Genomic DNA, 26,397 nt, shown 5'->3' on the forward strand with positions numbered 1-26,397 from the left:
GGCATGAAACGTGAACACTGCACTTCGGTGTGGCGTGCTCGTCAAAATGCCGACTACAACTGAAAGGAGACTCACATGGCTAGTCCAATCACCCCCTCCACCGGCCTCGGCTCGGGCCTGGAAATCAGCAAAATCGTCGATGCCTTGGTCAGCTCAGACAAGCTGGCGAAGCAGACCCAGATCACCACCCAGACCAAGCTGGTTACCACCAAGATTTCCGGCATCGGCACGCTGCAGAGTGCGATGAATGCATTCCAGACCGCGCTGACCAACCTCGGCAAAACCGATACGCCTGCATTCGCCGGCTATGCGGCAAAAGCGTCTGACGCCAGCATGCTCACCGTTACGTCCGACAACTCGGCCGTGCCCGGTACTTACACCATCAAAGTAGGCAACCTCGCCACAAGCTCCAGTGTCGCGAGCGCTTCGTTCTCAGGCGGGTCCACCAGTGCTATTCCGAGTGGCGATTTGACCCTCACTCAAAATGGCATTGACACCAAGATCACCATTCCGTCCGGCGCTACGCTGGCGTCGGTCGCCAAGCAGATCAATGCGCAATCCGCGACGTCGAACATAAGCGCCAACATCATCACCGATGACAACGGCTCACGCCTGGTATTCAGCTCCACGGTGACGGGCAAGGGCACGGACATCACGGCCTCCAGCACGACGTCCAGCGAATTCAACATTGTCGCCGGCGCTGCGCTTGACCCGAAAAGCACCACCAGCGCCGGCTACATCGATAAGCAAGCTGTCGACGCTAGCCTGACGGTCAACGGCCTGAGCATCACCAGTGCCAGCAACACCATCGACAAGAGCCTCGGCGGCGTGTCCATGACACTGGTGGGGGGAACGGGTACTTCGACTGTGACGGTGTCGTCGAACAACGATGGCCTCAAGGCCTCGCTGCAAACCTTCGTGGATGCCTACAACAACGTCGTCAAAGCCGTGTCCAGCGTCACCAAAGCGACGGTCAGCGACACCCCGGACAAAACCACCGGCGCAACTGTGACGGCTGCGGCATTGACCGGCGATGCGATGCCGCGCTCGATCCTCTCGGCGATCCGTGACCAGTTGGTGACAACCGGTGCGCCAGGCGGTCTTTCCGTGCTCTCTCAGTTGGGCATCACCACCGGTCAGTCCGACGGTACGCTCAGCCTGGATGCCACCAAGTTCACCGCCGCGATGAATCAGGGCCTGGCGGGCGACGTGCAGCAACTCTTCAGCGGCACGGACAGCACCAACGGCTTGCTCTCGCGGATGAAGGCTGCCATCACGCCTTACACCCAGACCGGCGGTATTTTCGACACGCGCACCACCAGCCTCAACAAGCAGCAGACCGATCTGACGGCCCAACAGTCAGCCCTCGACCTGCGTGTGACCACGCTGACCGCCACGCTCACTGCCAAATACAACGCGATGGACTTGCTGGTGGGGCAGTTGAAAGCCTCCGCGACAAGCATTACCTCGTTCTTCGACTCGCTCAATGCCCAGCAAAGTGGCTGACCGTTGACGACTTGATCAAGACCCGGCTCCCAGTGCCGGGTTTTTGGCATCTGGCCTTAAAGTTTTTCCGGGCCGTGTCGATACCCTCACTATAGAAACTTCGTTGCGCGAGGTAAGACAATGAACCGTATGGCAGCCCTTCGGCAGTATCAGAAGGTCAACTCACAAGCCCAGACCGCCGTGGCCACGCCACACCGTCTGGTGCAGATGCTGATGGAAGCCGGCCTGGACCGTATCGCCCAGGCCAAGGGCGCCATCGAGCGCAAGGACATCCCCGCCAAAGGGCTGTTGATTGGCAAGGCGATTGAGATCGTCGGTGGCCTGCGTGAAGGCCTGGACATGGAAAAGCAGGCTGAAGCCCTGGCCCACGTCGACAACCTCTACGTCTACCTGATGAAGCGTCTGGCAGAAGCGAACATCAAATCCGATCCGAAGATCCTCGATGAAGTCAGCGGCCTGCTGACCACGGTCAAGGAAGGCTGGGACGGGATCGGCAACCAGCAACCCGTGCTCTGAAGGAGAACCCCATGAGCGTTGCACTCAAGCGAATCGAAGAAACCCGTGAAGCCTTGGTCGATGCCCTCGAGCAGCGTGACTGGGAGGCAATCGGCCAGCTCGATATGGCCTGCCGGGCCTGCGTCGATGAGGTCATCAGTCAGGCGAGCAACGATGAGCCTGAGTTGCGAACAAATCTGGAAGAGCTGCTAGGCGTCTATCGCAAGCTTATCGACGTCGCTGTGGGCGAACGTCAGGCGATCGTCGACGAAATGTCCCAGATCCAGCGAGCGAAAAGCGCGGCAAAGGTTTACCATCTGTTCGGTTGACACTTGGTCGGTAGCCAAAATATGTACGCCATAAAATTGACTGTGTACGGATTTTTGACTTAACTAGTGAAGTTCACTAATTTCTGGTGATTGACACGTCTCAACGGACGAAACAAAAGCCAAAGCTTGCCCGTGATCGGGCATCGAGTTGACTAGGGAAGTTGCTATTGCATGTGGCGTGAAATCAAAATCCTGCTGATCGATGACGATAGCCAGCGCCGCCGTGACATGGCGGTGATTCTGAATTTTCTGGGTGATGAGAACCTGTCCTGCTCCAGCACAGACTGGCAGCAAGTCGTGGGTTCACTGACCTCTACCCGAGAAGTGCTGTGCGTGCTGGTCGGCAGCGTGAACGCCCCGGGCAGCCTTCAAGGCCTGCTCAAAACCGTGGCCGCGTGGGACGAGTTTCTCCCGGTCCTGCTGATGGGCGAGAACTCCTCGTCCGAACTGGCGGACGATCTGCGTCGCCGGGTCCTCTCCACCGTCGAGATGCCGCCCAGCTACAGCAAACTGCTGGATTCCCTGCACCGTGCCCAGGTCTATCGCGAGATGTACGACCAGGCCCGTGAACGTGGGCGTCAGCGCGAACCCAATCTTTTCCGCAGCCTCGTCGGCACCAGCCGTGCCATTCAGCACGTCCGCCAGATGATGCAGCAGGTTGCCGACACCGACGCCAGCGTGCTGATCCTCGGTGAGTCCGGGACCGGCAAGGAAGTCGTCGCCCGTAACCTGCATTACCATTCCAAGCGCCGCGATGCGCCGTTCGTGCCCGTCAACTGTGGCGCGATTCCGGCCGAGTTGCTCGAAAGCGAACTGTTCGGCCACGAGAAGGGTGCTTTCACCGGCGCCATCACCAGCCGGGCAGGGCGCTTCGAACTGGCCAACGGCGGCACGCTGTTTCTCGATGAAATCGGCGACATGCCGCTGCCGATGCAGGTCAAGCTGCTGCGCGTCCTGCAGGAGCGCACCTTCGAGCGCGTGGGCAGCAACAAGACCCAGAGCGTTGATGTGCGCATCATTGCCGCGACGCACAAAAATCTTGAAGACATGATAGTGATCGGCAGTTTCCGCGAGGATCTCTACTACCGCCTCAACGTGTTCCCGATCGAAATGGCGCCGCTGCGTGAGCGTGTGGAAGACATTCCGCTGCTGATGAACGAGCTGATCTCGCGCATGGAACACGAGAAGCGCGGTTCGATTCGCTTCAACTCCGCCGCCATCATGTCCCTGTGTCGTCACGGCTGGCCCGGCAACGTTCGTGAGCTTGCCAACCTCGTCGAACGCATGGCGATCATGCACCCGTACGGTGTCATCGGTGTCTCGGAGCTGCCGAAAAAATTCCGCTACGTCGACGACGAAGACGAGCAACTGGTCGACAGCCTGCGCAGCGATCTGGAAGAGCGCGTGGCCATCAACGGCCATACGCCGAACTTCGCCAGCAGCGCCTTGCTGCCGCCTGAAGGTCTGGACTTGAAGGACTACCTCGGCGGTCTGGAGCAGGGCTTGATCCAGCAGGCGCTGGACGATGCCAACGGGATCGTGGCACGCGCCGCCGAACGTCTGCGTATACGCCGCACCACGCTGGTGGAGAAAATGCGCAAGTACGGCATGAGCCGTCGCGAAGGCGACGAGCAGGTCGACGACTGACTGTCGTTTGACGCGTCAAAAATAAACCGCTGATTTCTCAGCGGTTTTTTTTCGGCACGAGGATTGCTATGTCTCTGGGAACATACCGTTTACTGACGGTTCGCTACCCGAGAGATCAACTATGCCCCAGGCCGCTCAGATGTCTTCCGAACCCGGTTCATCCATTGGTTCGTTAGTGCAGCAGTCCCCGGAAGTGGCGAGCAGGCAAGGGCTTGAACAGGCCTTCGCGCTGTTCAGCCAGATGTCGACTCAGCTCACCGATTCCTACGGCCTGCTGGAAGCACGGGTCACCGAGCTCAAGGGCGAGCTGGCCGTGGTCAGTGCCCAGCGCATGGAGGAGCTTGCTGAGAAAGAGCGTCTGGCGAATCGCCTTCAAAACCTGCTCGACCTGCTGCCCGGCGGTGTCATCGTGATCGACGGCACCGGCAGGGTCCGTGAGGCCAATCCTGCCGCGCTGGATCTGCTGGGCGAACCGTTGATCGGCATGCTCTGGCGCCACGTCATCGCCCGCTGCTTTGCCCCGCGCGAAGACGACGGCCACGAAATCTCCCTGAAGGACGGGCGCCGGCTGTCCATTGCCACCCGTTCCCTGGACGCCGAGCCGGGCCAGCTGGTGCTGCTTAATGACCTGACCGAAACCCGCCATCTGCAAAGTCAGCTGGCGCGTCATGAGCGCTTGTCGTCCCTGGGGCGCATGGTCGCATCACTGGCCCATCAGATCCGCACGCCGCTGTCCGCCGCCATGATTTACGCCAGCCATCTGGCCGAACAGGCGTTGAACGTCGAGACCCAACAGCGCTTCGCCGGCCGGCTCAAGGAGCGCCTGCACGAGCTCGAGCATCAGGTCCGCGACATGCTGGTGTTTGCCCGTGGCGAACTGCCGCTCACCGATCGGGTGACGCCGACTGCGCTGGTCGCTGCCCTAGAATCCGCCGCCCAGACCCATGTCCGTGACGTGGCCGTGCGCTGGCAGTGCGACAGCCCGGCGGGGGAATTGCTGTGCAACCGCGACACGCTGGTCGGCGCGCTGCTCAACCTTATTGAAAATGCCGTCCAGGCCAGTGCCGGCCAGCGTGACGGGCGTCGGCGCATCAAGATTCATGCGTACAACCGCGGCAATACGCTGCGTCTGTGTATCAGCGACAGTGGCAGCGGCATCGAGCCGGCGGCCCTGGCTCGCATCGGCGAGCCCTTCTTCACCACCAAAACCACCGGCACCGGCCTGGGGCTGGCCGTTGTCACTGCGGTGGCGCGGGCGCATCAGGGCCGTGTCGAATTCCGCTCGCGTCCGGGTCGTGGCACCTGCGCCATCGTGTCGCTGCCGCTGGTTCCGGGGGCTGGGAATGAGCCGTCCACTGGCAGTGAGGCCGGTCCGTTGACGATTGCTTCAGGTGAGCGCTCATGAGCATCAAGGTGCTGCTGGTCGAGGACGACCCTTCTCTGCGTGAAGCGCTGGGCGAAACCCTGGCGCTGGCCGGGCATGGCTATCAGGCGGTCGGGTCGGCGGAAGAGGCGTTGGTTGCCGCTGCCGATTCGCCGTTCAGCCTGGTGGTCAGTGACGTCAATATGCCCGGCATGGACGGCCACCAATTGCTCGGCCAGTTGCGCAGCCGCTACCCCCAGTTGCCGGTGCTGTTGATGACGGCCCATGGCACGGTGGACCGCGCCGTGGAGGCGATGCGTCAGGGCGCGGCTGATTACATGGTCAAGCCCTTCGAGCCCAAGGCGTTGCTGGCGTTGGTGGCTCGCCATGCACTGGGCCGCCTCGGCCCGGCCGATGGCGAGGGTCCGATTGCGGTCGAGCCTGCCAGCGTGCAGTTGCTCAGCCTCGCCAGCCGCGTGGCGAAGAGTGATTCGACGGTGTTGATTTCAGGCGAGTCCGGCACCGGTAAAGAAGTGCTGGCGCGTTTCATTCATGAGCAATCGCCCCGCGCCGGCAAGCCTTTCATCGCGATCAACTGCGCGGCGATTCCGGACAACATGCTCGAGGCCACGCTGTTCGGCCACGAGAAGGGTTCGTTTACCGGTGCCATTGCGTCCCAGGCCGGCAAGTTCGAGCAGGCCGAAGGTGGCACCATTCTGCTCGACGAGATTTCCGAAATGCCCATGGGCTTGCAGGCCAAGCTGTTGCGTGTGTTGCAGGAGCGGGAAGTGGAGCGGGTTGGTGCGCGCAAGCCCATCGAATTGGACATCCGCGTGCTGGCGACCACCAACCGCGATCTGGCGGGCGAAGTGGCCGCTGGGCGCTTCAGGGAAGACCTGTTTTACCGTCTCTCGGTGTTCCCGCTCGCGTGGCAATCCTTGCGCCAGCGTCCCGCCGACATTCTGCCGCTGGCCGAGCGTCTGTTGGCCAAACACGTCAATAAAATGAAGCATGCCCCGGTGCGGCTGTCGGCCGAGGCGCAGGCGTGTCTGATCAGCTATGCGTGGCCTGGCAATGTTCGCGAGCTGGATAACGCCGTGCAGCGGGCGCTGATCCTGCAGCAGGGCGGTGTCATTCAGGCTGAGGATTTCTGCCTGGCCGGCCCGGTAACCTTCGCCGCCGCGCCGACGCCTCAGGTGGTGCCAGTTGCGACTGGCGCCATGGAAGCGTCGCCCGAGGCGAGCAGCGGGGAAGGGGCGGGCGCCCTGGGTGAAGACCTGCGTCGCCGTGAGTTCCAGATGATCATCGACACCCTTCGTGCCGAGCGCGGCCGTCGCAAAGAGGCCGCCGAACGCCTCGGTATCAGCCCGCGTACGTTGCGCTACAAGCTGGCGCAGATGCGTGATGCGGGGATGGATGTCGAAGGGTTTCTGTTTGCATCCTGAGCAGGCGCGCGTGTCGGTGAGATGGATGCCTGCCTGACTGGAGCTGACGACAGATATTCGACAACCTGCTGATTTTCCAGAGAGTGTGATGCCGTCTTCGTGAGCAAGCTCACTCCCGCAGGGACTGCGCCTGATAGGGCATCGCGCGGTGTCAATGCGTGAAGCGCCTCTTCGTTTACGTGTCCGTTTAAATACCCATCCGAACACTTTCATCAAACGTGGCATATCGCCGCTATTGGTCTGGCACCCTTGTTGCTAATGCTTAGGTAACCGCTGAATCCGTGTCAAAAATTTGCGGCCCTTTTGAGAGAAACGTCATGACCCAAGGTGTTGAATTTAATCGCTTGATGTTGGACATGCGCTCCATGCAGATGGACGCCATGGCTCAGCCCAAGGCCATCGCAGCGCCAGAACAGGCCGGTGCGAGCAGTTTCGCTGACATGCTCGGCATGGCGGTGAACAAGGTCAACGACACCCAGCAGGCGTCGAATCAGCTGTCGACCGCTTTCGAGATGGGCAAGAGCGGCGTGGACCTCACCGACGTGATGATCTCCTCGCAGAAAGCCAGCGTGTCGTTTCAGGCGCTGACCCAGGTACGCAACAAGCTGGTTCAGGCGTACCAAGACATCATGCAAATGCCGGTTTGAGGACGATTTAAGTCATGGCCGAAGCCGTCGTCGATAACGTACCCGCCAAAACGGGTGCGCCAGGAAGCAAGCCGCCAATGTTCGGGCTGGCCTTCCTGCAAAATCTCTCCGAGATGACCATGCTGCGTCAGGTCGGCCTCATGGTCGGTCTGGCTGCCAGCGTGGCGATTGGTTTTGCCGTCGTGCTTTGGTCGCAGCAGCCCGATTACAAGCCGCTCTATGGCAGCCTGTCGGGTGTCGATACCAAGCAGGTCATGGACACGTTGGCCCAGGCCGACATTCCCTACACCGTCGAGCCCAATTCCGGCGCGCTGCTGGTGAAGTCCGAGGACCTTTCCCGTGCCCGCATCAAGCTGGCGGGTGCCGGTATTGCCCAGACCGACGGCAACGTCGGTTTCGAAATTCTCGACAAGGATCAAGGCCTGGGGACCAGCCAGTTCATGGAGGCCACCCGTTACCGTCGTGGCCTCGAAGGTGAACTGGCGCGGACCATCTCCAGCCTGAACAACGTCAAGGGCGCTCGTGTTCACCTGGCGATTCCGAAGAGCTCGGTGTTCGTGCGTGACGATCGCAAACCCAGCGCTTCGATTCTGGTTGAGCTGTATGCCGGCCGTTCGCTGGAGCCGGGTCAGGTGCTGGCGATCATGAACCTGGTCGCCACCAGCGTCCCGGAACTGAACAAGTCGCAGATTTCTGTCGTCGATCAGAAGGGCAATCTGCTCTCCGATCAGGCCGAGAACTCCGAGCTGTCCATGGCCGGCAAGCAATTCGATTACACCCGCCGCATGGAAAGCATGCTGACTCAGCGCGTGCAGAACATTCTGCAGCCGGTGCTGGGCAATGACCGCTACAAGGCAGAAGTGTCGGCAGACGTTGATTTCAGCGCCGTCGAATCCACCGCCGAAAGCTTCAACCCGGACACGCCTGCGCTGCGCAGTGAGCAGACGGTCAACGAACAGCGCTCCAGCAGCAGCGGTTCAGGGGGCGTACCCGGTGCGCTGAGCAACCAGCCGCCAGGCCCGGCAACGGCGCCACAGAACGCCGCCGCCGGTGCTGCCGGAGCCGCGGGCGCCATCGCCCCGGGCCAACCGCTGCTCGACGCCAACGGCCAACAGATCATGGACCCGGCCACCGGTCAGCCGATGCTGGCGCCGTACCCGGCGGACAAGCGTAACCAGTCGACCAAGAACTTCGAGCTCGACCGTTCCATCAGCCACACCAAGCAGCAGCAGGGCAAGGTCAATCGCCTGTCGGTCGCCGTGGTGGTCGATGATCAGGTCAAGGTCAACCCGGCCAATGGCGAAACCACCATGGTGCCGTGGACCGCCGAGCAACTGGCGCGCTTCACCCGTCTGGTGCAGGACGCCGTCGGCTTCGATGCCAGCCGTGGCGACAGCGTCAGCGTGATCAACGTGCCGTTCTCCACCGATCGCGGCGAAGTCATCCCGGATATTCCGTTCTACTCGCAGTCGTGGTTCTGGGACATCGTCAAACAGGCCATGGGCGTGCTGTTCATCCTGGTGCTGGTGTTCGGTGTGCTCCGTCCGGTGCTCAAGGGCATCACCAATCCGCAAGGCAAGCGCCTCGACGGCGACTCCGAGCTGGGCGGTATGGTCGGGATGGACGGTGAATTGGCAAACGACCGCGTCAGTCTGGGCGGTCCGCAAAGTATTCTGTTGCCGAGCCCTACCGAGGGTTATGACGCACAGCTCAACGCAATCAAGAGCCTTGTGGCCGAGGATCCGGCGCGTGTAGCCCAGGTCGTCAAAGAGTGGATCAACGCTGATGAGTGATAGAGCTGCTGCACTTAAATTGACCCGCGTGGACAAGGCCGCGATTCTGCTCCTCACCCTGGGTGAGACGGACGCCGCGCAGGTCTTGCGTCACATGGGACCCAAAGAGGTTCAACGGGTGGGCGTGGCCATGGCGCAGATGCGCAATGTGCACCGCGAGCAGGTCGAACAGGTGATGAGCGAGTTCGTCGACGTGGTCGGCGATCAGACCGGTGTCGGCATCGGCTCGGACGGCTACATCCGCAAGATGCTCACCCAGGCACTGGGCGAGGACAAGGCCAACGGCCTGATCGACCGGATTCTGCTGGGCGGCAACACCAGCGGTCTCGACAGCCTGAAGTGGATGGAACCGCGCGCGGTGGCCGACGTCATCCGTTTCGAGCACCCGCAGATTCAAGCCATCGTCGTCGCCTACCTGGACGCCGATCAGGCCGGTGAAGTGCTGAGCCACTTCGACCACAAAGTGCGCCTGGACATCATCCTGCGCGTGTCGTCGTTGAACACCGTGCAGCCGGCGGCGCTGAAAGAATTGAACCAGATCCTCGAGAAGCAGTTCTCGGGCAACGCCAACACATCGCGTACTACCCTGGGCGGTATCAAGCGTGCGGCGGATATCATGAACTTCCTCGACAGCTCGATCGAAGGCCAGCTCATGGATTCGATCCGCGAAGTGGACGAAGACCTGTCGACGCAGATCGAAGACCTCATGTTTGTCTTCAACAACCTCTCCGACGTCGACGACCGCGGGATTCAGGCCTTGCTGCGCGAAGTCTCCTCCGATGTGCTGGTACTGGCACTGAAGGGCTCGGACGACGCCATCAAAGAAAAGATTTTCAAGAACATGTCCAAACGTGCCGCCGAACTGCTGCGCGACGACCTGGAAGCCAAAGGCCCGGTTCGCGTCAGCGATGTGGAAGGCGCCCAGAAAGAAATTCTCACCATTGCCCGTCGTATGGCGGAGGCCGGGGAGATCGTTCTTGGCGGCAAAGGTGGCGAGGAAATGATTTAAGCGTAGGTGCCGTTGATGTCCAGCTCCGATAAAGCACCACCCAGTGAGCTCATCCGCGCCCAGGATTTGCGCGGGATCGACGTCTGGGCCTTGCCCAGCTTCGACCCGCACGTGGAAGCACCCGAGCCGGAACCGGTTATCGAGGAAGCCGAGCTCGCCGAAAGCGAAGAAGTACCGCTGGAAGAAGTCCAGCCGATGACCCTGGAAGAGTTGGAAAGCATCCGTCAGGACGCCTACAACGAGGGGTTTGCCATCGGCGAAAAAGAGGGTTTTCACAGCACTCAGCTCAAGGTTCGTCAGGAAGCGGAAGTGGCGCTGGCGGCCAAGCTCGACAGCATGGAAGTCCTGATGGGGCATCTGTTCGAACCCATCGCCGATCAGGATGCGCAGATCGAGAAATCGATGGTGTCGCTGGTCGAGCATGTGGTCCGCCAGGTCATTCAGCGCGAGCTCAAAACCGACTCCAGCCAGATCGGCACGGTGCTACGCGAAGCCTTGCGGCTGCTGCCGATGGGCGCGGCCAACGTGCGCATTCTGGTCAATCCGCAGGACTTCGCGTTGGTCAAGGCCATGCGCGAGCGTCACGAAGAAACTTGGCGCATTCTCGAGGACGAGACGCTGCAGCCGGGTGGTTGCCGGGTCGAGAGTGAGCACAGCCGCATCGACGCCACGGTCGAGGCGCGGATCAGTCAGGCCCTTGGCAAAATGTTCGACCAGTTGCACGAGCAGGCCCTGCACCCGGCGCCGCCCGATGTGACGATCGAACTGGAAGAGGCGCTCCAGAGCGCCGAGAAAACCACTTACCCACTGGGTGCTGTCGATGCGCCTTGAACGCACCAGTTTCGCCAAGCGCCTGAGCACGTACCCTGACGCGATCTCCCTGCCTACGCAGCCGATCGTCGAAGGACGGCTGCTGCGCATGGTCGGCCTGACCCTCGAAGCCGAGGGCCTGCGCGCCGCCATGGGCAGCCGTTGCATGGTGATCAATGACGGCAGTCATCACCCGGTCGAAGTTGAAGCCGAAGTCATGGGTTTTGCCGGCAGCAAGGTGTTCCTGATGCCGGTCGGCAGCGTCTCCGGCATTGCGCCCGGCGCCCGCGTCGTGCCGCTGCCGGACACCGGCCGTCTGCCGATGGGCATGACCATGCTCGGCCGCGTCCTCGACGGCGCCGGTCGTCCTCTCGACGGCAAGGGCGGGATGAAAGCCGAAGACTGGGTGCCGATGGACGGCCCGACCATTAACCCGCTCAAGCGCAACCCCATCAGCCAGCCGCTTGACGTGGGCATTCGCTGCATCAACGGTTTGTTGACGGTCGGGCGCGGCCAGCGTCTGGGCCTGTTCGCCGGTACGGGCGTGGGCAAGAGTGTGCTGCTGGGGATGATGACCCGCTTCACCGAGGCCGACATCATCGTCGTCGGGCTGATCGGCGAACGGGGCCGCGAGGTGAAGGAATTCATCGAGCACAGCCTGGGCGAGGAGGGCCTCAAGCGTTCGGTCGTCGTGGCCTCTCCGGCGGATGATGCGCCGTTGATGCGTCTGCGCGCCGCGATGTATTGCACGCGTATCGCCGAGTATTTTCGCGACAAGGGCAAGAACGTCCTGTTGCTGATGGATTCGCTGACGCGTTTCGCCCAGGCCCAGCGGGAAATCGCCCTGGCCATCGGCGAGCCGCCTGCGACCAAAGGGTATCCACCGTCGGTGTTCGCCAAGCTGCCCAAGCTGGTGGAGCGCGCCGGTAACGCCGAGGCGGGCGGTGGCTCGATCACCGCGTTCTACACCGTCTTGTCCGAAGGCGACGACCAGCAGGACCCGATCGCTGACTCGGCCCGGGGCGTGCTCGACGGCCACATCGTGCTGTCGCGGCGGCTGGCCGAAGAAGGCCATTACCCGGCCATCGATATCGAAGCGTCGATCAGCCGGGTGATGCCGTCTGTGGTCGATCCGCAGCACATGGTGCAGGCGCAGTATTTCAAGCAGTTGTGGTCGCGCTATCAGCAGAGCCGCGATTTGATCAGTGTCGGCGCGTACGTGGCCGGCGGCGATCGCGAGACGGATCTGGCGATTTCGCTGCAGCCGCAGCTGGTGAAGTATTTGCGCCAGGGCTTGCAGGAGAACGAGAGCATGCAGAGCAGTGAGGAGCAGTTGGCGAAGATTTTCAATCCTCAGGCCGGCGGTTAATCGGCCATGGCTCTGAGTCGCGCAGGCCGTCTGGCGCCGGTGGTCGAGATGGCCGAAAAGGTCGAGAAGGCTGCCGTCCAGCGTCTGGGGCATTTTCAGGGGCAGGTGCGGCTGGCTGAAACCAAGTTGGGTGAGCTGGATAAATTTCGTTCTGATTATCAGCAGCAGTGGATCGACAAGGGCGCCCATGGGGTGTCGGGTCAGTGGCTGATGAATTATCAGCGCTTTCTCAATCAGTTGGAGACGGCGGTGGCGCAGCAGCGTCAGAGTCTGGCGTGGCATCAGAATAATTTGAACAAGGCGCGCGAAGAGTGGCAGAAGGCGTATGCGCGGGTGGAGGGGCTGCGTAAGTTGGTGCAGCGGTATATCGATGAGGCGCGCGCGCTGGAAGATAAACGCGAGCAGAAATTGCTGGATGAGTTGGTTCAGCGACTCCCTAGGACCGAGCAGTTTTAAGGGCATCTGCCTGGGGGCAGATTGTTTCGCCTTCGGCGAGTTACTTTTAAAAAGCACTAAAAGTAACCAAAAGTGCCTGCTCCTGGTTTGGCCCTCCTGCGTCGGGTTCCCTCGCTCCGGTCTTGCTCCGTGGGCCCGCGCCGAACGGACATCCATGTCCTGACGGCGCTCTCGCCGCATCCATGCGGCTCGGCCCACTGCGCAAAACCTGCGCTCGGCCTGCACCCAAGTCGCGTTTTGTGGTGTTTGGACCTTTTGTGTAGGAAGAGCAAAAGCGAGGGCAACGGCAACGGCAACGGCGAGGACAACGACATAGTGGGACCGGCTTTAGCCGGGAAGCTTTTGATCTGCTTTTGATCTGCTTTTGATTTTCGTACACAAAAATCCCAAACACCGCCAATCGCGACTTGGGTGCAGGCTGAACGCAGACTACGCGGAGTGGGTCGAGCGGCATGGATGCCGCGAGAGCGCCGTCAGGACATGGATGTCCGTTCGGCGCGGCCCCACGGAGCGTCGTCGGAGTGAGGGTATTCCGACGAAGGAGGAACCCAACCAGGAGCAAGCACCCTTGGTTACTTGGGGTGCTTTTCCAAGTAACTCGCCGAAGGCGAAATGTCTGCCGTGAGGCAGACGCTCTTGATCTAGAGCCCCTGAAACCCAAGTAAAAGCTAACGATTTGCAACGCCTCACAAGGGCTGCTAAAACTCAAGCGTCTGGCGCTGTTTCATACAAGGAATTTGCCAATGTCAGTAACCTCCGAACGCTCCGCCGATGGCCAAGAACTGACCATCACCATCAAAGGACGCTTCGATTTTTCGACGCACCAGGAATTCCGGAGCGCCTACGAACCCAAAGAAAAACAGGCCAGCCGCTACAAGGTCGACCTGAAAGACACCCACTACCTCGACAGCTCCGCGCTGGGCATGCTCCTGCTGCTGCGTGACCACGCCGGCGGCGAACGAGCCGATATCCAACTGGTCAACTGCAACAACGACGTCAAGAAAATCCTCGACATCTCCAACTTCTCCAAACTCTTCAACATCGTCATAACCGCCTGATGATCTCGTCTGCCTCCGATCGCCTGACGGTCCTCATCGCCGATGACAACGTCAGCGACCGGATGCTCCTGTCCGCCATCGTCAGCCGCCAGGGCCACGACGTTCTGACCGCCAGTGACGGCGCCGAAGCCGTCGGGCTGTTCGAGCGTCGGCGGCCGCAACTGGTGCTGATGGACGCGATGATGCCGGTCATGGACGGTTTCGAAGCGGCGCGCCAGATCAAGACGCTGGCGGGTGACGCGCTGGTGCCGATCATCTTCCTGACGTCGCTGACCGAAGGCGAAGACCTCGCCCGATGCCTCGACGCCGGCGGCGACGACTTCGTTGCCAAGCCCTACAACCAAGTGGTGCTGGCGGCGAAGATCAACGCCATGAACCGCCTGCGCGTGTTGCAGGAAACTGTGCTGCACCAGCGCGACCTGATCACCCGCCACCATAAATACCTGCTCAACGAGCAGCGCGTGGCCAAGGCCGTGTTTGATCAGATTGCCCACTCCGGGTGCCTGAGCTCGCGCAACATCCGCTACCTGCAATCGCCCTACGCGCTGTTCAACGGCGACCTGCTGCTGGCCGCGTGGTCGCCGTCCGGCAACATGCACCTGCTGCTGGGGGATTTCACCGGCCATGGCTTGCCCGCTGCGGTAGGCGCCATGCCCTTGGCCGAGGTGTTCTACGGCATGACCGCCAAAGGGTACGGTTTGCCCGAAACCCTGCGGGAGATGAACGCCAAGCTCAAACGCATCCTGCCGGTCGACATGTTCTGCTGCGCCGCGCTGCTGTGCCTGAACTTCAAGCAGCAGCTGGTCGAGGTGTGGAACGGCGGCCTGCCGGATGGTTACCTGCTGCATGGCGATGGCCGGCCGCACACGCCGCTGATTTCGGCGAACGTGCCCCTCGGTGTGTTGAGCGCCGGCAGTTTCGACGACAACACCCAGGTGTATCCCTTCGGGCCGGGGGGTCGGGTGTTTCTGCTGTCCGACGGCGTTGTCGACAGCACCGGTCAGGACGGCGAGCTGTTCGGCGCCCGGCGTCTGCAAAATGTGCTGGTGAGCAATCGCAACCCGGCGCTGCTGATCGAAGAAGTGCAGTGGGCCCTGGCGCGGTTTCGCGGCCAGGCGCGGGACGACGTGAGCATGGTCGAGGTGGCATTCACCGAGCCTGACTTGCTCGGCCCGCCCTCGGTCATTTATACCGACAGCGGCGATTCCAGTCCGCTGGATTGGTGCGCTTCGTTCGAGTACCGCGCGGCAACGCTCAAGCGCTTCAATCCCCTGCCTTATCTGCTGCAACTGCTGCAGGAAGTCCATGGCTTGCGCATGCAGAGCAGCGAGCTGTATATCGTGTTGTCGGAGCTGTACAGCAATGCGCTGGAACACGGAGTGCTCGGGCTCGACTCGGCGTTGAAGCGCGACGCCGCAGGTTTTGGGCTTTACTACCAGCAGCGCGCCGAACGCCTGGATTGTCTGGTGGAGGGTTTTATCCGCATCGATTTCCAGATCGTCCCGGACGGCGAGGGCGGTCGCCTGACAGTGCGGGTGCAGGACAGCGGTGCGGGTTTCGATTCCGATCGGGTGCTGGCGCTGCCGCCTGCGGTCACCCAATTGTCCGGGCGCGGCCTTGCGCTGGTCCGGCAGCTCAGCGACCGCTGCCAGTGGTCCGATGAGGGGCGGACGGCCAGCGTGGAATTTGCGTGGGAGGGTCTGGCATAATCCGCGCGTCTTGATCAAGGAGTGAACAAGTGTCGAATAATCCTGTGGACTTCAACGTGCTCAGCACGCTGCGTGACGTGATGGAAGCGGAATACCCGGCGCTGCTGCAGGTGTTCATTTCCGATTCCGTCAATCGGGTCAACGACATGACCCTGCTGTTGCGTGACCCTTCCTTCACTGCCGCCTCCACCGCCTCGCTGCAACGCCTCGGCCTCATGGCCCACAGCTTCAAAGGCAGCACCGGCAACATGGGCGCCACGCACTTGTCCGAACTCTGCCTGCAACTGGAAGAACAGGGGCGCGGGTTGGTGGCCGCGGACGACGCCCGGATAAGGCGGCTGGTGTCCGAGATCAAGGAGGAATTCTGCGCCGTCAGGAAGATTTTCGAAGACGAACTGCAGCTCTGCCATGCCAGCCACTGAGCCGGGTATCCCCAACCCGGCTTTCAACCTCTGACCCACCTTTAATCCAGCCAGTCGGCGCACTTGGCCCGCCATTTGCTTTGTCTCTGTGTAATTGCGCTCTTGCGGAGATTCACATGGCCCTCGCCAACAACCCATTACTGACGGCTTTGACAGCGGCCAAAGTCCAGAAAGCCGGGAATACCTCGGCGGCAAAGGCGCCGGACCCCGTCAAGCACAACACTTCCAGCTTCTCTGACGTGTTCGCCAAGCAGGCGCCGGTCAAGTCCCACAGCGCGGACAACGCGACGGCAAAAGCGGCAAGCGCCAAGAGTTCGGCAGCGGACGACAAGCCCGCCGTCAGCCATACGTCTGCCGCCGATGACAAGACCGTTGCCGATAACGGCAATGGGTTGCCTGCCAAGCCGGTGAACGGCAAAGCGGACGATGAGCCCGGCGCGGGCAAGGGCCACGCCGACGATAAGGACGACGCCTCCGACACCGGCCAGGATCCGACGGTGGCGGATGCGCCTTCGGTCGATCCCGTGCTTGACCCGACACTGGCCGTGACGCCGGCGGTTCAAGAGCCTGTGGCCGTCGCGCCTGCCGTTGAGCCCGTGGTGGATCCGGCGCTTCTCGCCTCCGCGCTGCCCGTGATGCCGCCTCCTGCGGTGCAAGCGACGACCGACGCGACCGACGCAGCCGGCGACGATTTCGATCCCTCTGCCGATCCGCTGGAAGGCTTGACCGCCGTGCAAGTTGCCCTGGAAAACAAGGCGCAGCAGACGGCGCAGAATAACGGCGTGCATGGCGACGGCAAAGGCGGGGGCAAGCAAGACCCGAACGCCGATCCTTCGCAGCTGCTGGCCAATAACCTGGCGGCGCTGGGTGACCAGCCCGTGGACAAGAGCACCACCGAAGGCGGCGGCGACAAAGCATTCAGCGGCCTGCTGGCTGACGGTCTGAAAGACGTGAAGGGCGCCACCAGCGATACGCGGATGGATAACTTCGCCGATCGACTGGCGGCCTTGTCCCAGGCCGCTCAGGTGAAGAACACCTCGGCGTCGGCCCCGGCCACGCCACTGCTCAATCAGCCACTGGCGATGAATCAGGGGGGATGGACCGAAGGCGTGGTCAACCGCGTGATGTACCTGTCGAGCCAGAACCTCAAGCAGGCGGACATTCAGCTGGAGCCCGCTGAATTGGGCCGTCTGGACATCCGCGTCAATATGGCGGCGGACCAGCAGACCCAGGTCACCTTCATGAGTGCCCATGTCGGCGTGCGCGAAGCGCTGGAAAGCCAGATGTCGCGCCTGCGTGATTCCTTCGTTCAGCAGGGCATGGGTCAGGTCAACGTCAATGTCTCCGACCAGTCCCAGGGCTGGCAGCAACAGGCTCAACAGCAGTCGGGCGGTGACGGGCAACGCAACGGCGGCAGTGACCGCAGCAGCGGTGTCGGCGGCAGCGACCTCATCGCCGACGGAGCTCCGGTGGATGCCGCTTCGGCCGCTGCCAACGCACCGCTGACTGTCGTGGGGTCCAGCGCGGTCGACTACTACGCTTGAAAACGCCCTGCCAACGCTTGGGCGTTGTCAGTAGCGGCAAGTGGTTAGCGGCAAGCGGCAAGTAAAGGCAAGATCAAAGGCGGTAGTGCGTGGGAGACCCCGGTTTCTCGGGCGCTGCCGCTTTTTGCTGTTACTTGCCGCTCATTACTTGCAGCTTGAAGCCGCCCATGTGGCACAACCCTTGCTCTTCCTCTGTCACGCAACACCGAACCCCTTGGATAGTGACGGATTATTGGCATGGCAAAGAGTGACGACGCAGCAGTGGCGGACCCTGCAAAAAAGGGCAAGTTGAAAGTCATCATCCTCATCGTGGTGGGGCTGCTGCTGGCCGTTGGTGTGTCGGTAGGCGCGACCTGGTTCATCATGCACAAGGCCGAGAGCAAGCCGGATGCAGCTGCCATTGCCGAAGCGGCGAATGCCAAAAAAGAGGCGATCTTCGAACCTCTGACGCCACCCTTCGTCGTCAACTACAACGTCAATGGCCGTCAGCGCTACATGCAGGTCAGCATCACCTTACTGGCCCGTGACAAGGCCGACCTCGAAGCGTTGAAAGCGCACATGCCGGTCATCCGTAATAACCTGGTGATGATGTTCTCCGGTCAGCCATTCGATACCATCGCAACGCCGGTGGGCATGGAAATGCTGCGCCAGAAGGCGGCAGCCGTGGTCCAGGAAGTGGGCCAGAAAGAGCTGAACAAGAGCGTGATCGAACAGGTACTTTTCACTAACTACGTACTGCAGTAGGACCACGACATGGCCGTGCAAGACCTGCTGTCCCAGGATGAGATCGACGCGCTGTTGCATGGCGTCGACGACGGTCTGGTACAGACCGATAGCGTTGCCGACCCCGGCAGCGTAAAGAGTTACGACCTGACCAGTCAGGATCGCATCGTCCGCGGGCGCATGCCGACCCTGGAAATGATCAACGAGCGTTTCGCCCGTTACACCCGCATCAGCATGTTCAACCTGCTGCGTCGCTCGGCCGATGTGGCCGTGGGGGGCGTGCAGGTGATGAAGTTCGGCGAATACGTGCACTCGCTGTACGTGCCGACCAGTCTCAATCTGGTCAAGATCAAACCCCTGCGTGGCACCGCGCTGTTCATCCTCGACGCCAAACTGGTGTTCAAGCTGGTGGACAACTTCTTTGGCGGCGACGGCCGTCACGCCAAGATCGAAGGGCGTGAATTCACCCCGACCGAGCTGCGCGTGGTGCGCATCGTGCTGGATCAGGCCTTCATTGATTTGAAGGAAGCCTGGCAGGCGATCATGGAAGTCAACTTCGAGTACATCAACTCGGAAGTGAACCCGGCCATGGCCAACATCGTCGGCCCGAGCGAAGCCATCGTGGTGTCCACGTTCCATATCGAACTGGACGGCGGTGGCGGCGATCTTCACGTGACCATGCCGTATTCGATGATCGAGCCGGTGCGCGAAATGCTCGATGCCGGTTTCCAGTCGGATGTCGACGATCAGGACGAACGCTGGGTCAACGCGCTCAAGCAGGACGTGCTCGACGTGTCGGTGCCGTTGCGCGTCGCAGTCGCCACGCGTCAGCTCAAACTGCGCGACATCCTGCACATGCAGCCGGGCGACGTGATTCCGGTCGATCTCCCGGAACACTTGGTCATGCGCGCCAACGGCGTGCCGTCCTTCAAGGTCAAACTGGGTTCGCACAAGGGCAACCTCGCCCTGCAAGTCGTCGAACCCATAGAACGCCGGTGACCCTCCGTCGCCGGCAAAACGAATGCGCTGCGTAAACGAATCACAGTTCCCCGAGGACAACCATGGCTAATGACAACGAAATGAACTCCGCTGACGACCAGGCTCTGGCCGACGAGTGGGCGGCTGCACTGGGTGAGGCCGGGGACGGGCAAGCGGACATCGACGCGCTGCTGGCGGCCGACGCCGGCAACAACGCCAATCGCATGACGATGGAAGAGTTTGGCGGCCTGCCGAAAAGCAACGGCGCGGTCAGCCTGGACGGCCCGAACCTGGACGTGATCCTTGATATCCCGGTGTCGATTTCCATGGAAGTGGGCAGCACCGACATCAACATCCGCAACCTGCTGCAGCTCAACCAGGGCTCGGTGATCGAGCTGGACCGTCTGGCTGGCGAGCCGCTGGACGTGCTGGTCAACGGCACCCTGATCGCCCACGGCGAAGTGGTTGTGGTGAACGAAAAGTTCGGCATCCGTCTGACCGACGTGATCAGCCCGAGCGAACGTATCAAGAAGCTGCGTTAAGTGCGCGGCCTGTTCAGAACCCTGTCGAGCCTGCCGCTGCTGGCATTGTCCTGGGCGGTGATGGCGGCCGATCCGGCGACGCCGGCCGCGCCTGCTGCGACGACAGCGACGACGGCGGCGAGCACCACGCCAGCGGTCGCCGCGCCGGTGGCCGGAACCCTGAACGGCGGGATCGGCGGCCAGCTGCTGCAGCTGGTGCTGGGTCTGCTGCTGGTGATCGGGCTGATCTTCGTACTGGCCTGGCTGATGCGTCGGGTGCAGCGCGCCGGGCCGGCGGGCAATCAGGTGATCAAACTGGTGGGCTCCCGCGCCCTGGGGACTCGCGATCGGCTGGTGCTGGTGCAGGTCGGCAACGAACAGGTTCTGCTCGGCGTCTCCCCCGGGAGCATCACTGCGTTGCACGTGATGAACGAGCCGGTTGACGTGCCTGACCCACAAAGCGTCCAGCCGGAATTCGCAAAGCGCCTGCTGGAAGCGCTGGGCAACAAGGGCGGAGCGGGGCAACGCACAGGCAAGAATATTTTCGGTGGCGCAGGTAAGAAAGCAGGTACGCCAGGCACGACGGGCGCGACACGTACTACGGATCAGAAGGACACGAACTGATGCGCATTGTTTTGACGCTGCTGCTGTTGCTTGCAGCGCCGCTGGCGTTCGGCGCCGATCCGTTGTCGATCCCGGCCATCACGCTGGGCACCGGCGCCAACGGCCAGCAGGAATATTCGGTCAGCCTGCAGATCCTGCTGATCATGACCGCGCTGAGCTTCATCCCGGCGTTCGTCATGCTGATGACCAGCTTCACGCGGATCATCATCGTCTTCTCGATCCTGCGGCAGGCCCTCGGCCTGCAACAGACGCCGTCCAACCAGATCCTCACCGGCATGGCGCTGTTCCTGACCCTGTTCATCATGGCGCCGGTGTTCGACCGGGTGAACAACGATGCCCTGCAGCCGTACCTGGCGGAAAAACTCACCGCCCAGGACGCCGTGGCCAAGGCCGAAGTGCCGATCAAGGATTTCATGCTGGCGCAGACCCGCTCCAGCGACCTGGAGCTGTTCATGCGCCTGTCCAAGCGCACCGACATTGCGACCCCTGATGCGGCGCCGCTGACGATTCTGGTGCCGGCGTTCGTCACCTCGGAATTGAAAACCGCGTTCCAGATCGGCTTCATGATTTTCATCCCCTTCCTGATCATCGATCTGGTGGTGGCGAGCATCCTGATGGCCATGGGCATGATGATGCTGTCGCCGCTGATCATTTCCCTGCCGTTCAAAATCATGCTGTTCGTGCTGGTGGATGGCTGGGCGCTGATCATCGGCACCCTGGCCGGCAGCTTTGGTGGTGTATGAATTCGTCTGACGTGGAGTGCGCAGCATGACCCCGGAAGTAGCTGTCGACCTGTTTCGCGAAGCGCTGTGGCTGACCACGACCATGGTCGCCATTCTGGTGGTGCCGAGCCTGATCGTCGGCCTGATCGTCTCGATGTTCCAGGCCGCAACGCAGATCAACGAACAGACCTTGAGCTTTCTGCCACGCCTGTTGGTCATGCTGGTCACGCTGATCGTGGTCGGCCCGTGGATGGTGCGCACCTTCATGGAGTACATCACCAATCTGTACACCAGCATTCCCCAAGTGATCGGCTGACCCCTCGATGGAACCTGTGCTGGCGTTGACCGACACCCAGATCAGCACATGGGTGGCGGCGTTCATGCTGCCGCTGTTTCGCATCGGCGCGCTGCTGATGACCATGCCGATCATCGGTACCACGCTGGTGCCCAAGCGGGTTCGGCTGTATTTCGCGCTGGCGATCACGGTCGTTGTCGCGCCGAGCCTGCCGCCCATGCCCGCCGTGCATGCGCTGGACCTCAGTGGGCTGCTGCTGATCGCGCAGCAGATCCTCATCGGCGCCGGCATGGGCCTGTCGCTGCAGCTGTTTTTCCAGGCATTCGTCATCGCCGGACAGATCATCGGGATTCAGATGGGCATGGGCTTCGCGTCCATGGTCGACCCGGTCAACGGCGTGTCGGTGGCGACCATCGGGCAGTTCCTCACCATGCTCGTGACCCTGTTGTTCCTGGCCATGAATGCCCACCTGGTGGTGTTCGAAATCCTCATCGAGAGCTTCACCACCTTGCCGGTGGGGCAAGGCATCAGTACCTCGGACATCTGGCTGCTGGTGATGCGTCTGGGCTGGGTGCTCGGCGCGGCACTGGTGCTGGTACTGCCGGCCATCGCGGCGCTGTTGGTGGTGAACATCGCCATGGGCGTGATGACCCGCGCGGCGCCACAGCTGAATATCTTTTCGATCGGTTTTCCGCTGACGCTGGTGCTGGGCATGGTGATTCTGTGGATCACCCTCGGCGACATTCTCAATCAATACCAACCGCTGGCGGTCGACGCCCTGCAGTTGCTCAGAGACCTGGTCAAGGCGCGCTGACATGGCCGAAAGCGAGAGTGGTCAGGACAAAACAGAAGACCCCACGGACAAACGCAAACGCGACGCCCGGGAGAAGGGCGAGATCGCCCGCTCCAAGGAGCTGAACACGGTTGTGGTGATGATTGTGGGCGCGGCGGGGCTGCTGGCGTTTGGCGGCTCCATGGCGGAAATGATGATGCAGCTGATGCGCGACAACTTCACCATCACCCGCGAGGCGATTCTCGACGAGCGCAGCATGGCGATCATGCTGATGGCTTCGGGCAAAGCCGCGTTGCTGTCGGTGCAGCCGATTCTGCTGGCGTTGACCGTGGCGGCATTCGTCGGCCCCATTTCCCTCGGCGGCTGGCTGTTTGCCGCCGGCTCCCTGGCACCCAAGTTCAGCCGCATGAACCCGGCCGCCGGCATCAAGCGGATGTTCTCGCCCAAGGCGCTGATTGAGCTGTTGAAGTCGTTTGCGAAGTTTTTGATTGTGCTGGCGGTGGCGCTGGTGGTGCTGATGAAGGACAAGGCCGACCTGGTGTCCATCTCCAAGGAGCCAGTGGAGATGGCGGTGGTGCACAGTTTGCAGCTGGTGGGCTGGAGCACGCTGTGGATGGCGATGGGCCTGTTGATCATCGCGGCGATCGATGTGCCGGTGCAGTTGTGGGAGTCGCACAAGAAGCTGCTGATGACCAAGCAGGAGGTGCGCGATGAGCACAAGGACAGTGAGGGGCGGCCGGAGGTCAAGCAGCGGATTCGTCAGTTGCAGCGGGATATGTCGCAGCGGCGGATGATGGCGGCGATTCCGGAGGCGGATGTGATTATCACGAACCCGACGCATTATGCGGTGGCGCTCAAATATGACGCTGAGCGGGGCGGGGCGCCGATTCTGTTGGCCAAGGGCAGTGATTTCATGGCGCTGAAGATTCGGGAGATTGCGGCGCAGCATGAGATTTTGTTGTTGCAGTCGCCGGCGCTGGCGCGGTCGATTTATTACAGCACGGAGTTGGATCAGGAGATTCCGGCGGGGTTGTATCTGGCGGTGGCGCAGGTGTTGGCGTATGTGTATCAGATTCGGCAGTACCGGGCGGGGCGTGGCAAGCGGCCTGATCCGTTGAGGGATAATTTGCCGATTCCGCCGGATTTGAGGCGTGATTCGTAAAGGGGATTACCGTAAAGGGCATACGTAAAGGGGACTGATTTATTTACAGCGCTTCACCGTAAATTAATCTGTCCCCGATTGCGCGGAGCGGCTGGGAGAGGTCTGCCTAACGGCAGACATTTCGCCTTCGGCGAGTTACTTGGAAAGGCACCCCAAGTAACCAAGGGTGCTTGCTCCTGGTTGGGCCCTTCCTTCGTCAGGGTTCCTTCACTCCGGTCTCGCTCCGTGGGCCCGCGCCGAACGGGCATCCATGCCCTGACGGCGCTCTCGCCGCATCCCTGCGGCTCGGCCCACTGCGCGAAACCTGCGTTCAGCCTGCACCCAAGTCGCGTTTGGCGGCGTTTGAGCTATTTGCGCAAGCAGATCAAAAGCAGATCAAAAGCGCGCGTTGTAGGACCGGCTTCAGCCGGGAAGCTTTTGATTCAGATCGTTCCCACGCTCCGCGTGGGCATGCATCCCTTGACGCTCCGCGTCACTCGCTTTGCGGACACTTTCATCCTCGCTCAGATAATTTTTTTTCAAATCCCTGCATCCAGTTCGTTCTCCCCCGGGTAGTACAAGAAGTGGCGATGGCTGCTGACCTGTTTATCTAATGGAGAGATGGCATGAACGCTAAAAAATTGCTGGGTTCGTTCGGTGTTTCATTGGCAGCCACTTGCCTGCTGGCCACGGCGCCGGCGGCGTACGCACAGATGGCGTTGCCGGACGCGGTGAAGGTTCCGGACGGTCACAAGATTGCGATGGAGACGGTGGGCGTGGGCGAGATCACCTATGAGTGCCGCGACAAGCCCAACGCTGCCGGCCAGACCGAATGGACGTTTGTCGGTCCGAAAGCGGTGTTGAATGATCGCAGCGGCAAGCAGGTCGGCACGTACTTCGGGCCACCGGCGACCTGGCAGGCCGCTGACGGTTCGAAGATCACCGGTACGCAACTCGCCGTGGCCCCCGCCGGCACTGGCGACATTCCGTATCAGTTGGTGAAAGCCAACCCTGCAGAAGGCAAGGGCGCGATGAGCAAGGTCAGTTACATCCAGCGAGTGGCGACCAAAGGCGGTGTCGCGCCGAAGATGGAGTGCTCGATGGCGACCAAGGGCAAGCAAGAAATCGTGAAATACCAGGCGGACTATATTTTCTGGGCTGCCAAGTAGACCAACGTCCCACGTCATGCAGCGTCGCTGGCGCACAAAGTCATCTACGCTGCACCGACGCAACCCCGGCCTCTGGGTCGGGGTATTTCTTTTCGTTGGCGGTTGAGCATTTTGTCCTTACCTGAAGACTGTTTTGACTACGAAGCCTGTCTGGCGGCCTGCGCCCGAGGTGAGCAGCAGGCCTTGCACGACCTCTACACCCAGGAGAGCGCACGCCTGCTCGGCGTCGCCATGCGGATCGTCCGCACCGACGCGCTGGCCGAGGACATCGTGCACGACGCCTTCCTCAAAATCTGGACCCGCGCCGGCAGTTTCGACCCGGCGCGAGGCACGGCCCGTGGCTGGATCTTCAGCGTGACCCGGCACCTGGCGCTGAACTTCATGCGTGATAGCGCGCACATTGTTCAGGTCAGCGAGCAGAGCGAAAGCGCGTTGCTGGCGGACGCCGCATTGGACGTCACAACCGATGTCGACACCTTTGAATACCGCTCCCGCTCAGGGCGCGTCTATGGATGCCTTGAACAACTGGAACCGGCGCGTCGCAACTGCATTCTTCATGCGTACGTCGACGGCTATTCGCACTCGGAGATCTCGCAGAAAGTGGGCGCGCCGCTGGGCACGGTGAAAGCCTGGATCAAACGCAGTCTGGTGGCATTGCGGGAGTGCATGGGATGACAGGCTATCCGTCGAAAGACAGCGCCAATGAACTGGACGCACTGGCCAGCGAGTACGTGTTAGGCACACTGCCGGCCGAGCAACGACTCGACGTCCAGAGCCGCCTCGCCACGGACACCGATTTGCGCGCAGCGGTGGACGCGTGGGAAGGGCGCCTGCTGGCCTTGACTGAGCTGGCCGAACCGCAAAGCCCAAGCCCACGACTGTGGGATCGAATCGCGCGCAGCGTCAGTAGCCACGACCGCCGAGCCCCTGAAGTAGCGCCTCCCGTGAAACCGCATTCATGGTGGGATCTTCTGCCGTTGTGGCGCGGACTTGCCGGCGCCGGTCTTTTTGCCACGCTGCTGCTGGCCACCATGCTGGTGACCCGGACAGCACCGGTAAACCCCACGACCTACCTCGTCGTCCTCGTCGCCCCACAGAACCAGGCCCCCGGCTGGGTGATTCAGGCCAGCAACCCGGAAGAAATCCAGTTGATACCCCTGGGCGCCACCCCAGTCCCGACCGACAAAGCCCTCCAGTTCTGGACCAAGGCCGACGGCTGGCAGGGCCCCGTGTCCCTGGGCCTGGTCAAACCCGGCCAGACCCTCTCCGTCCCCGTAAACAAACTGCCGCCCCTGCAACCCAACCAACTCTTCGAACTCACCCTCGAAAACCCCAACGGCTCCCCGACCGGCAAGCCCACCGGGCCGATTCAATTCATCGGGCGCGCTGTGAAAGTGATCTAGCGCTTGGTGGGGACAAGCGCCTGGCGGGGACAGATTAATTTACGGTGAAGCGCTGTAAATAAATCAGTCCCCTCGAGCCCCCCAACGGCTCCCCGACCGGCAAGCCCACCGGGCCGATTCAATTCATCGGGCGGGCCGTGAAAGTGATCTAGCGCTTGGTGGGGACAAGCGCTTGGCGGGGACAGATTAATTTACGGTGAAGCGCTGTAAATAAATCAGTCCCCTCAAGGCGCCTTCGAGGCGATCAGCCGTGGGTGCGGGACGCCAGGCTTGCGGTGTCCCACCTGGCGCCTTCCCGGCTAAAGCCGGTCCTACCAAGCGTAAGCGCGCTTCTGATCTTCATGCACAAAAAGTCCAGACACCACCCATCGCGACTTGGGTGCAGGCTGAACGCAGACGACGCGCAGTGGGCCGAGCCGCATGGAT

Annotated in this window: 26 protein-coding genes and 1 pseudogene; all 27 read left to right on the forward strand. The window is 61.6% G+C overall.

Annotated features, from left to right (window positions below; translation table 11 throughout):
- Window positions 1-75 precede the first annotated feature (75 nt).
- The 27 genes and pseudogenes from fliD to SLW74_RS10290 all read left to right on the forward strand — a co-directional run bounded on the left by fliD (window position 76) and on the right by SLW74_RS10290 (window position 25,971).
- Window positions 76-1,506: a flagellar filament capping protein FliD gene (gene fliD, locus SLW74_RS10160; RefSeq protein WP_410928777.1), complete on the forward strand. Its 1,431-nt coding sequence runs from the start codon at window positions 76-78 to the stop codon at window positions 1,504-1,506.
- Between the two features lie 120 nt (window positions 1,507-1,626).
- A complete protein-coding gene (gene fliS / locus SLW74_RS10165) occupies window positions 1,627-2,022 on the forward strand; it encodes a flagellar export chaperone FliS (protein ID WP_065987285.1) in 396 nt (131 codons plus the stop codon).
- Between the two features lie 11 nt (window positions 2,023-2,033).
- Complete coding sequence (gene fliT / locus SLW74_RS10170) at window positions 2,034-2,330, forward strand: flagellar protein FliT (protein ID WP_065987286.1); 297 nt, start codon at window positions 2,034-2,036, stop codon at window positions 2,328-2,330.
- A gap of 171 nt (window positions 2,331-2,501) precedes the next feature.
- Complete coding sequence (locus tag SLW74_RS10175) at window positions 2,502-3,977, forward strand: sigma-54 dependent transcriptional regulator (RefSeq protein WP_065987287.1); 1,476 nt, start codon at window positions 2,502-2,504, stop codon at window positions 3,975-3,977.
- A 139-nt stretch (window positions 3,978-4,116) separates the two neighbouring features.
- Complete coding sequence (locus tag SLW74_RS10180; RefSeq protein ID WP_244160314.1) at window positions 4,117-5,382, forward strand: sensor histidine kinase; 1,266 nt, start codon at window positions 4,117-4,119, stop codon at window positions 5,380-5,382.
- Window positions 5,379-6,785 (forward strand): sigma-54-dependent transcriptional regulator, encoded by a 1,407-nt coding sequence (locus SLW74_RS10185; protein ID WP_410928778.1) that lies wholly within the window; start codon window positions 5,379-5,381, stop codon window positions 6,783-6,785. Before SLW74_RS10180 ends, SLW74_RS10185 begins: the two co-directional genes overlap by 4 nt.
- A 317-nt stretch (window positions 6,786-7,102) precedes the next feature.
- Window positions 7,103-7,432, forward strand: a complete 330-nt coding sequence (fliE, locus tag SLW74_RS10190; RefSeq protein ID WP_065987290.1) for a flagellar hook-basal body complex protein FliE — start codon at window positions 7,103-7,105, stop codon at window positions 7,430-7,432.
- A gap of 14 nt (window positions 7,433-7,446) precedes the next feature.
- Entirely contained in the window at window positions 7,447-9,225 is a 1,779-nt protein-coding gene (gene fliF, locus SLW74_RS10195) for a flagellar basal-body MS-ring/collar protein FliF (RefSeq protein ID WP_065987291.1), read from the forward strand.
- Window positions 9,218-10,234, forward strand: coding sequence for a flagellar motor switch protein FliG (fliG, locus tag SLW74_RS10200; RefSeq protein WP_065987292.1), 1,017 nt, complete (start codon window positions 9,218-9,220; stop codon window positions 10,232-10,234). The genes fliF and fliG overlap by 8 nt, the downstream gene beginning before the upstream one ends.
- A 15-nt stretch (window positions 10,235-10,249) precedes the next feature.
- On the forward strand, window positions 10,250-11,065 hold the full coding sequence (gene fliH, locus SLW74_RS10205) for a flagellar assembly protein FliH (protein WP_065987293.1): 816 nt from the start codon (window positions 10,250-10,252) through the stop codon (window positions 11,063-11,065).
- Window positions 11,055-12,413 (forward strand): flagellar protein export ATPase FliI, encoded by a 1,359-nt coding sequence (gene fliI / locus SLW74_RS10210; protein ID WP_065987294.1) that lies wholly within the window; start codon window positions 11,055-11,057, stop codon window positions 12,411-12,413. The genes fliH and fliI overlap by 11 nt, the downstream gene beginning before the upstream one ends.
- Window positions 12,414-12,419: 6 nt before the next feature.
- Window positions 12,420-12,869 (forward strand): flagellar export protein FliJ, encoded by a 450-nt coding sequence (gene fliJ / locus SLW74_RS10215; RefSeq protein ID WP_065987295.1) that lies wholly within the window; start codon window positions 12,420-12,422, stop codon window positions 12,867-12,869.
- A 743-nt stretch (window positions 12,870-13,612) separates the two neighbouring features.
- Entirely contained in the window at window positions 13,613-13,927 is a 315-nt protein-coding gene (locus tag SLW74_RS10220; protein ID WP_065987296.1) for an STAS domain-containing protein, read from the forward strand.
- The gene (locus tag SLW74_RS10225) at window positions 13,927-15,636 is read left to right on the forward strand and encodes a SpoIIE family protein phosphatase (RefSeq protein ID WP_410928779.1); all 1,710 of its coding nucleotides are present in this window, start codon (window positions 13,927-13,929) and stop codon (window positions 15,634-15,636) included. The genes SLW74_RS10220 and SLW74_RS10225 overlap by 1 nt, the downstream gene beginning before the upstream one ends.
- Before the next feature lie 29 nt (window positions 15,637-15,665).
- A complete protein-coding gene (locus tag SLW74_RS10230) occupies window positions 15,666-16,058 on the forward strand; it encodes an Hpt domain-containing protein (protein ID WP_369319327.1) in 393 nt (130 codons plus the stop codon).
- Window positions 16,059-16,174: 116 nt separating this feature from the next.
- On the forward strand, window positions 16,175-17,602 hold the full coding sequence (locus SLW74_RS10235) for a flagellar hook-length control protein FliK (RefSeq protein WP_410928780.1): 1,428 nt from the start codon (window positions 16,175-16,177) through the stop codon (window positions 17,600-17,602).
- Window positions 17,603-17,839: 237 nt separating this feature from the next.
- The gene (gene fliL / locus SLW74_RS10240; protein ID WP_192130034.1) at window positions 17,840-18,346 is read left to right on the forward strand and encodes a flagellar basal body-associated protein FliL; all 507 of its coding nucleotides are present in this window, start codon (window positions 17,840-17,842) and stop codon (window positions 18,344-18,346) included.
- 9 nt (window positions 18,347-18,355) lie between these two features.
- Window positions 18,356-19,324: a flagellar motor switch protein FliM gene (gene fliM / locus SLW74_RS10245; RefSeq protein ID WP_065987300.1), complete on the forward strand. Its 969-nt coding sequence runs from the start codon at window positions 18,356-18,358 to the stop codon at window positions 19,322-19,324.
- Between the two features lie 62 nt (window positions 19,325-19,386).
- Window positions 19,387-19,845: a flagellar motor switch protein FliN gene (fliN, locus tag SLW74_RS10250; protein WP_192130035.1), complete on the forward strand. Its 459-nt coding sequence runs from the start codon at window positions 19,387-19,389 to the stop codon at window positions 19,843-19,845.
- Window positions 19,846-20,328: pseudogene (gene fliO, locus SLW74_RS10255) on the forward strand (flagellar biosynthetic protein FliO); the annotation flags it as partial.
- Between the two features lie 119 nt (window positions 20,329-20,447).
- Window positions 20,448-21,191, forward strand: a complete 744-nt coding sequence (gene fliP, locus SLW74_RS10260) for a flagellar type III secretion system pore protein FliP (RefSeq protein WP_065987303.1) — start codon at window positions 20,448-20,450, stop codon at window positions 21,189-21,191.
- A gap of 25 nt (window positions 21,192-21,216) precedes the next feature.
- Window positions 21,217-21,486 (forward strand): flagellar biosynthesis protein FliQ, encoded by a 270-nt coding sequence (fliQ, locus tag SLW74_RS10265; protein WP_065987304.1) that lies wholly within the window; start codon window positions 21,217-21,219, stop codon window positions 21,484-21,486.
- A gap of 7 nt (window positions 21,487-21,493) precedes the next feature.
- Window positions 21,494-22,279, forward strand: a complete 786-nt coding sequence (fliR, locus tag SLW74_RS10270; RefSeq protein ID WP_065987305.1) for a flagellar biosynthetic protein FliR — start codon at window positions 21,494-21,496, stop codon at window positions 22,277-22,279.
- 1 nt (window position 22,280) lies between these two features.
- A complete protein-coding gene (gene flhB / locus SLW74_RS10275) occupies window positions 22,281-23,420 on the forward strand; it encodes a flagellar biosynthesis protein FlhB (protein ID WP_065987306.1) in 1,140 nt (379 codons plus the stop codon).
- A 605-nt stretch (window positions 23,421-24,025) separates the two neighbouring features.
- Window positions 24,026-24,568: a DUF3455 domain-containing protein gene (locus SLW74_RS10280; protein ID WP_369319323.1), complete on the forward strand. Its 543-nt coding sequence runs from the start codon at window positions 24,026-24,028 to the stop codon at window positions 24,566-24,568.
- A gap of 111 nt (window positions 24,569-24,679) precedes the next feature.
- Window positions 24,680-25,243: a sigma-70 family RNA polymerase sigma factor gene (locus SLW74_RS10285; RefSeq protein ID WP_410928781.1), complete on the forward strand. Its 564-nt coding sequence runs from the start codon at window positions 24,680-24,682 to the stop codon at window positions 25,241-25,243.
- Window positions 25,240-25,971 carry an anti-sigma factor domain-containing protein gene (locus SLW74_RS10290; protein WP_410928782.1) on the forward strand — a complete coding sequence of 244 codons (732 nt, stop codon included), beginning with the start codon at window positions 25,240-25,242 and terminating at the stop codon, window positions 25,969-25,971. Before SLW74_RS10285 ends, SLW74_RS10290 begins: the two co-directional genes overlap by 4 nt.
- The last annotated feature ends 426 nt before the right edge of the window (window positions 25,972-26,397 follow it).

Source organism: Pseudomonas sp. W5-36 (assembly GCF_046540455.1).
Taxonomy (GTDB): domain Bacteria; phylum Pseudomonadota; class Gammaproteobacteria; order Pseudomonadales; family Pseudomonadaceae; genus Aquipseudomonas; species Aquipseudomonas graminis_B.

Excerpts from the sequence above, each read along its gene's own strand:
- fliD (WP_410928777.1), top strand. The coding sequence starts at position 76 with ATGGCTAGTCCAATCACCCCCTCCACCGGCCTCGGCTCGGGCCTGGAA.
- fliS (WP_065987285.1), top strand. The coding sequence starts at position 1,627 with ATGAACCGTATGGCAGCCCTTCGGCAGTATCAGAAGGTCAACTCACAA.
- fliT (WP_065987286.1), top strand. The coding sequence starts at position 2,034 with ATGAGCGTTGCACTCAAGCGAATCGAAGAAACCCGTGAAGCCTTGGTC.
- SLW74_RS10175 (WP_065987287.1), top strand. The coding sequence starts at position 2,502 with ATGTGGCGTGAAATCAAAATCCTGCTGATCGATGACGATAGCCAGCGC.
- SLW74_RS10180 (WP_244160314.1), top strand. The coding sequence starts at position 4,117 with ATGTCTTCCGAACCCGGTTCATCCATTGGTTCGTTAGTGCAGCAGTCC.
- SLW74_RS10185 (WP_410928778.1), top strand. The coding sequence starts at position 5,379 with ATGAGCATCAAGGTGCTGCTGGTCGAGGACGACCCTTCTCTGCGTGAA.
- fliE (WP_065987290.1), top strand. The coding sequence starts at position 7,103 with ATGACCCAAGGTGTTGAATTTAATCGCTTGATGTTGGACATGCGCTCC.
- fliF (WP_065987291.1), top strand. The coding sequence starts at position 7,447 with ATGGCCGAAGCCGTCGTCGATAACGTACCCGCCAAAACGGGTGCGCCA.
- fliG (WP_065987292.1), top strand. The coding sequence starts at position 9,218 with ATGAGTGATAGAGCTGCTGCACTTAAATTGACCCGCGTGGACAAGGCC.
- fliH (WP_065987293.1), top strand. The coding sequence starts at position 10,250 with ATGTCCAGCTCCGATAAAGCACCACCCAGTGAGCTCATCCGCGCCCAG.
- fliI (WP_065987294.1), top strand. The coding sequence starts at position 11,055 with ATGCGCCTTGAACGCACCAGTTTCGCCAAGCGCCTGAGCACGTACCCT.
- fliJ (WP_065987295.1), top strand. The coding sequence starts at position 12,420 with ATGGCTCTGAGTCGCGCAGGCCGTCTGGCGCCGGTGGTCGAGATGGCC.
- SLW74_RS10220 (WP_065987296.1), top strand. The coding sequence starts at position 13,613 with ATGTCAGTAACCTCCGAACGCTCCGCCGATGGCCAAGAACTGACCATC.
- SLW74_RS10225 (WP_410928779.1), top strand. The coding sequence starts at position 13,927 with ATGATCTCGTCTGCCTCCGATCGCCTGACGGTCCTCATCGCCGATGAC.
- SLW74_RS10235 (WP_410928780.1), top strand. The coding sequence starts at position 16,175 with ATGGCCCTCGCCAACAACCCATTACTGACGGCTTTGACAGCGGCCAAA.
- fliL (WP_192130034.1), top strand. The coding sequence starts at position 17,840 with ATGGCAAAGAGTGACGACGCAGCAGTGGCGGACCCTGCAAAAAAGGGC.
- fliM (WP_065987300.1), top strand. The coding sequence starts at position 18,356 with ATGGCCGTGCAAGACCTGCTGTCCCAGGATGAGATCGACGCGCTGTTG.
- fliN (WP_192130035.1), top strand. The coding sequence starts at position 19,387 with ATGGCTAATGACAACGAAATGAACTCCGCTGACGACCAGGCTCTGGCC.
- fliP (WP_065987303.1), top strand. The coding sequence starts at position 20,448 with ATGCGCATTGTTTTGACGCTGCTGCTGTTGCTTGCAGCGCCGCTGGCG.
- fliQ (WP_065987304.1), top strand. The coding sequence starts at position 21,217 with ATGACCCCGGAAGTAGCTGTCGACCTGTTTCGCGAAGCGCTGTGGCTG.
- fliR (WP_065987305.1), top strand. The coding sequence starts at position 21,494 with ATGGAACCTGTGCTGGCGTTGACCGACACCCAGATCAGCACATGGGTG.
- flhB (WP_065987306.1), top strand. The coding sequence starts at position 22,281 with ATGGCCGAAAGCGAGAGTGGTCAGGACAAAACAGAAGACCCCACGGAC.
- SLW74_RS10280 (WP_369319323.1), top strand. The coding sequence starts at position 24,026 with ATGAACGCTAAAAAATTGCTGGGTTCGTTCGGTGTTTCATTGGCAGCC.
- SLW74_RS10290 (WP_410928782.1), top strand. The coding sequence starts at position 25,240 with ATGACAGGCTATCCGTCGAAAGACAGCGCCAATGAACTGGACGCACTG.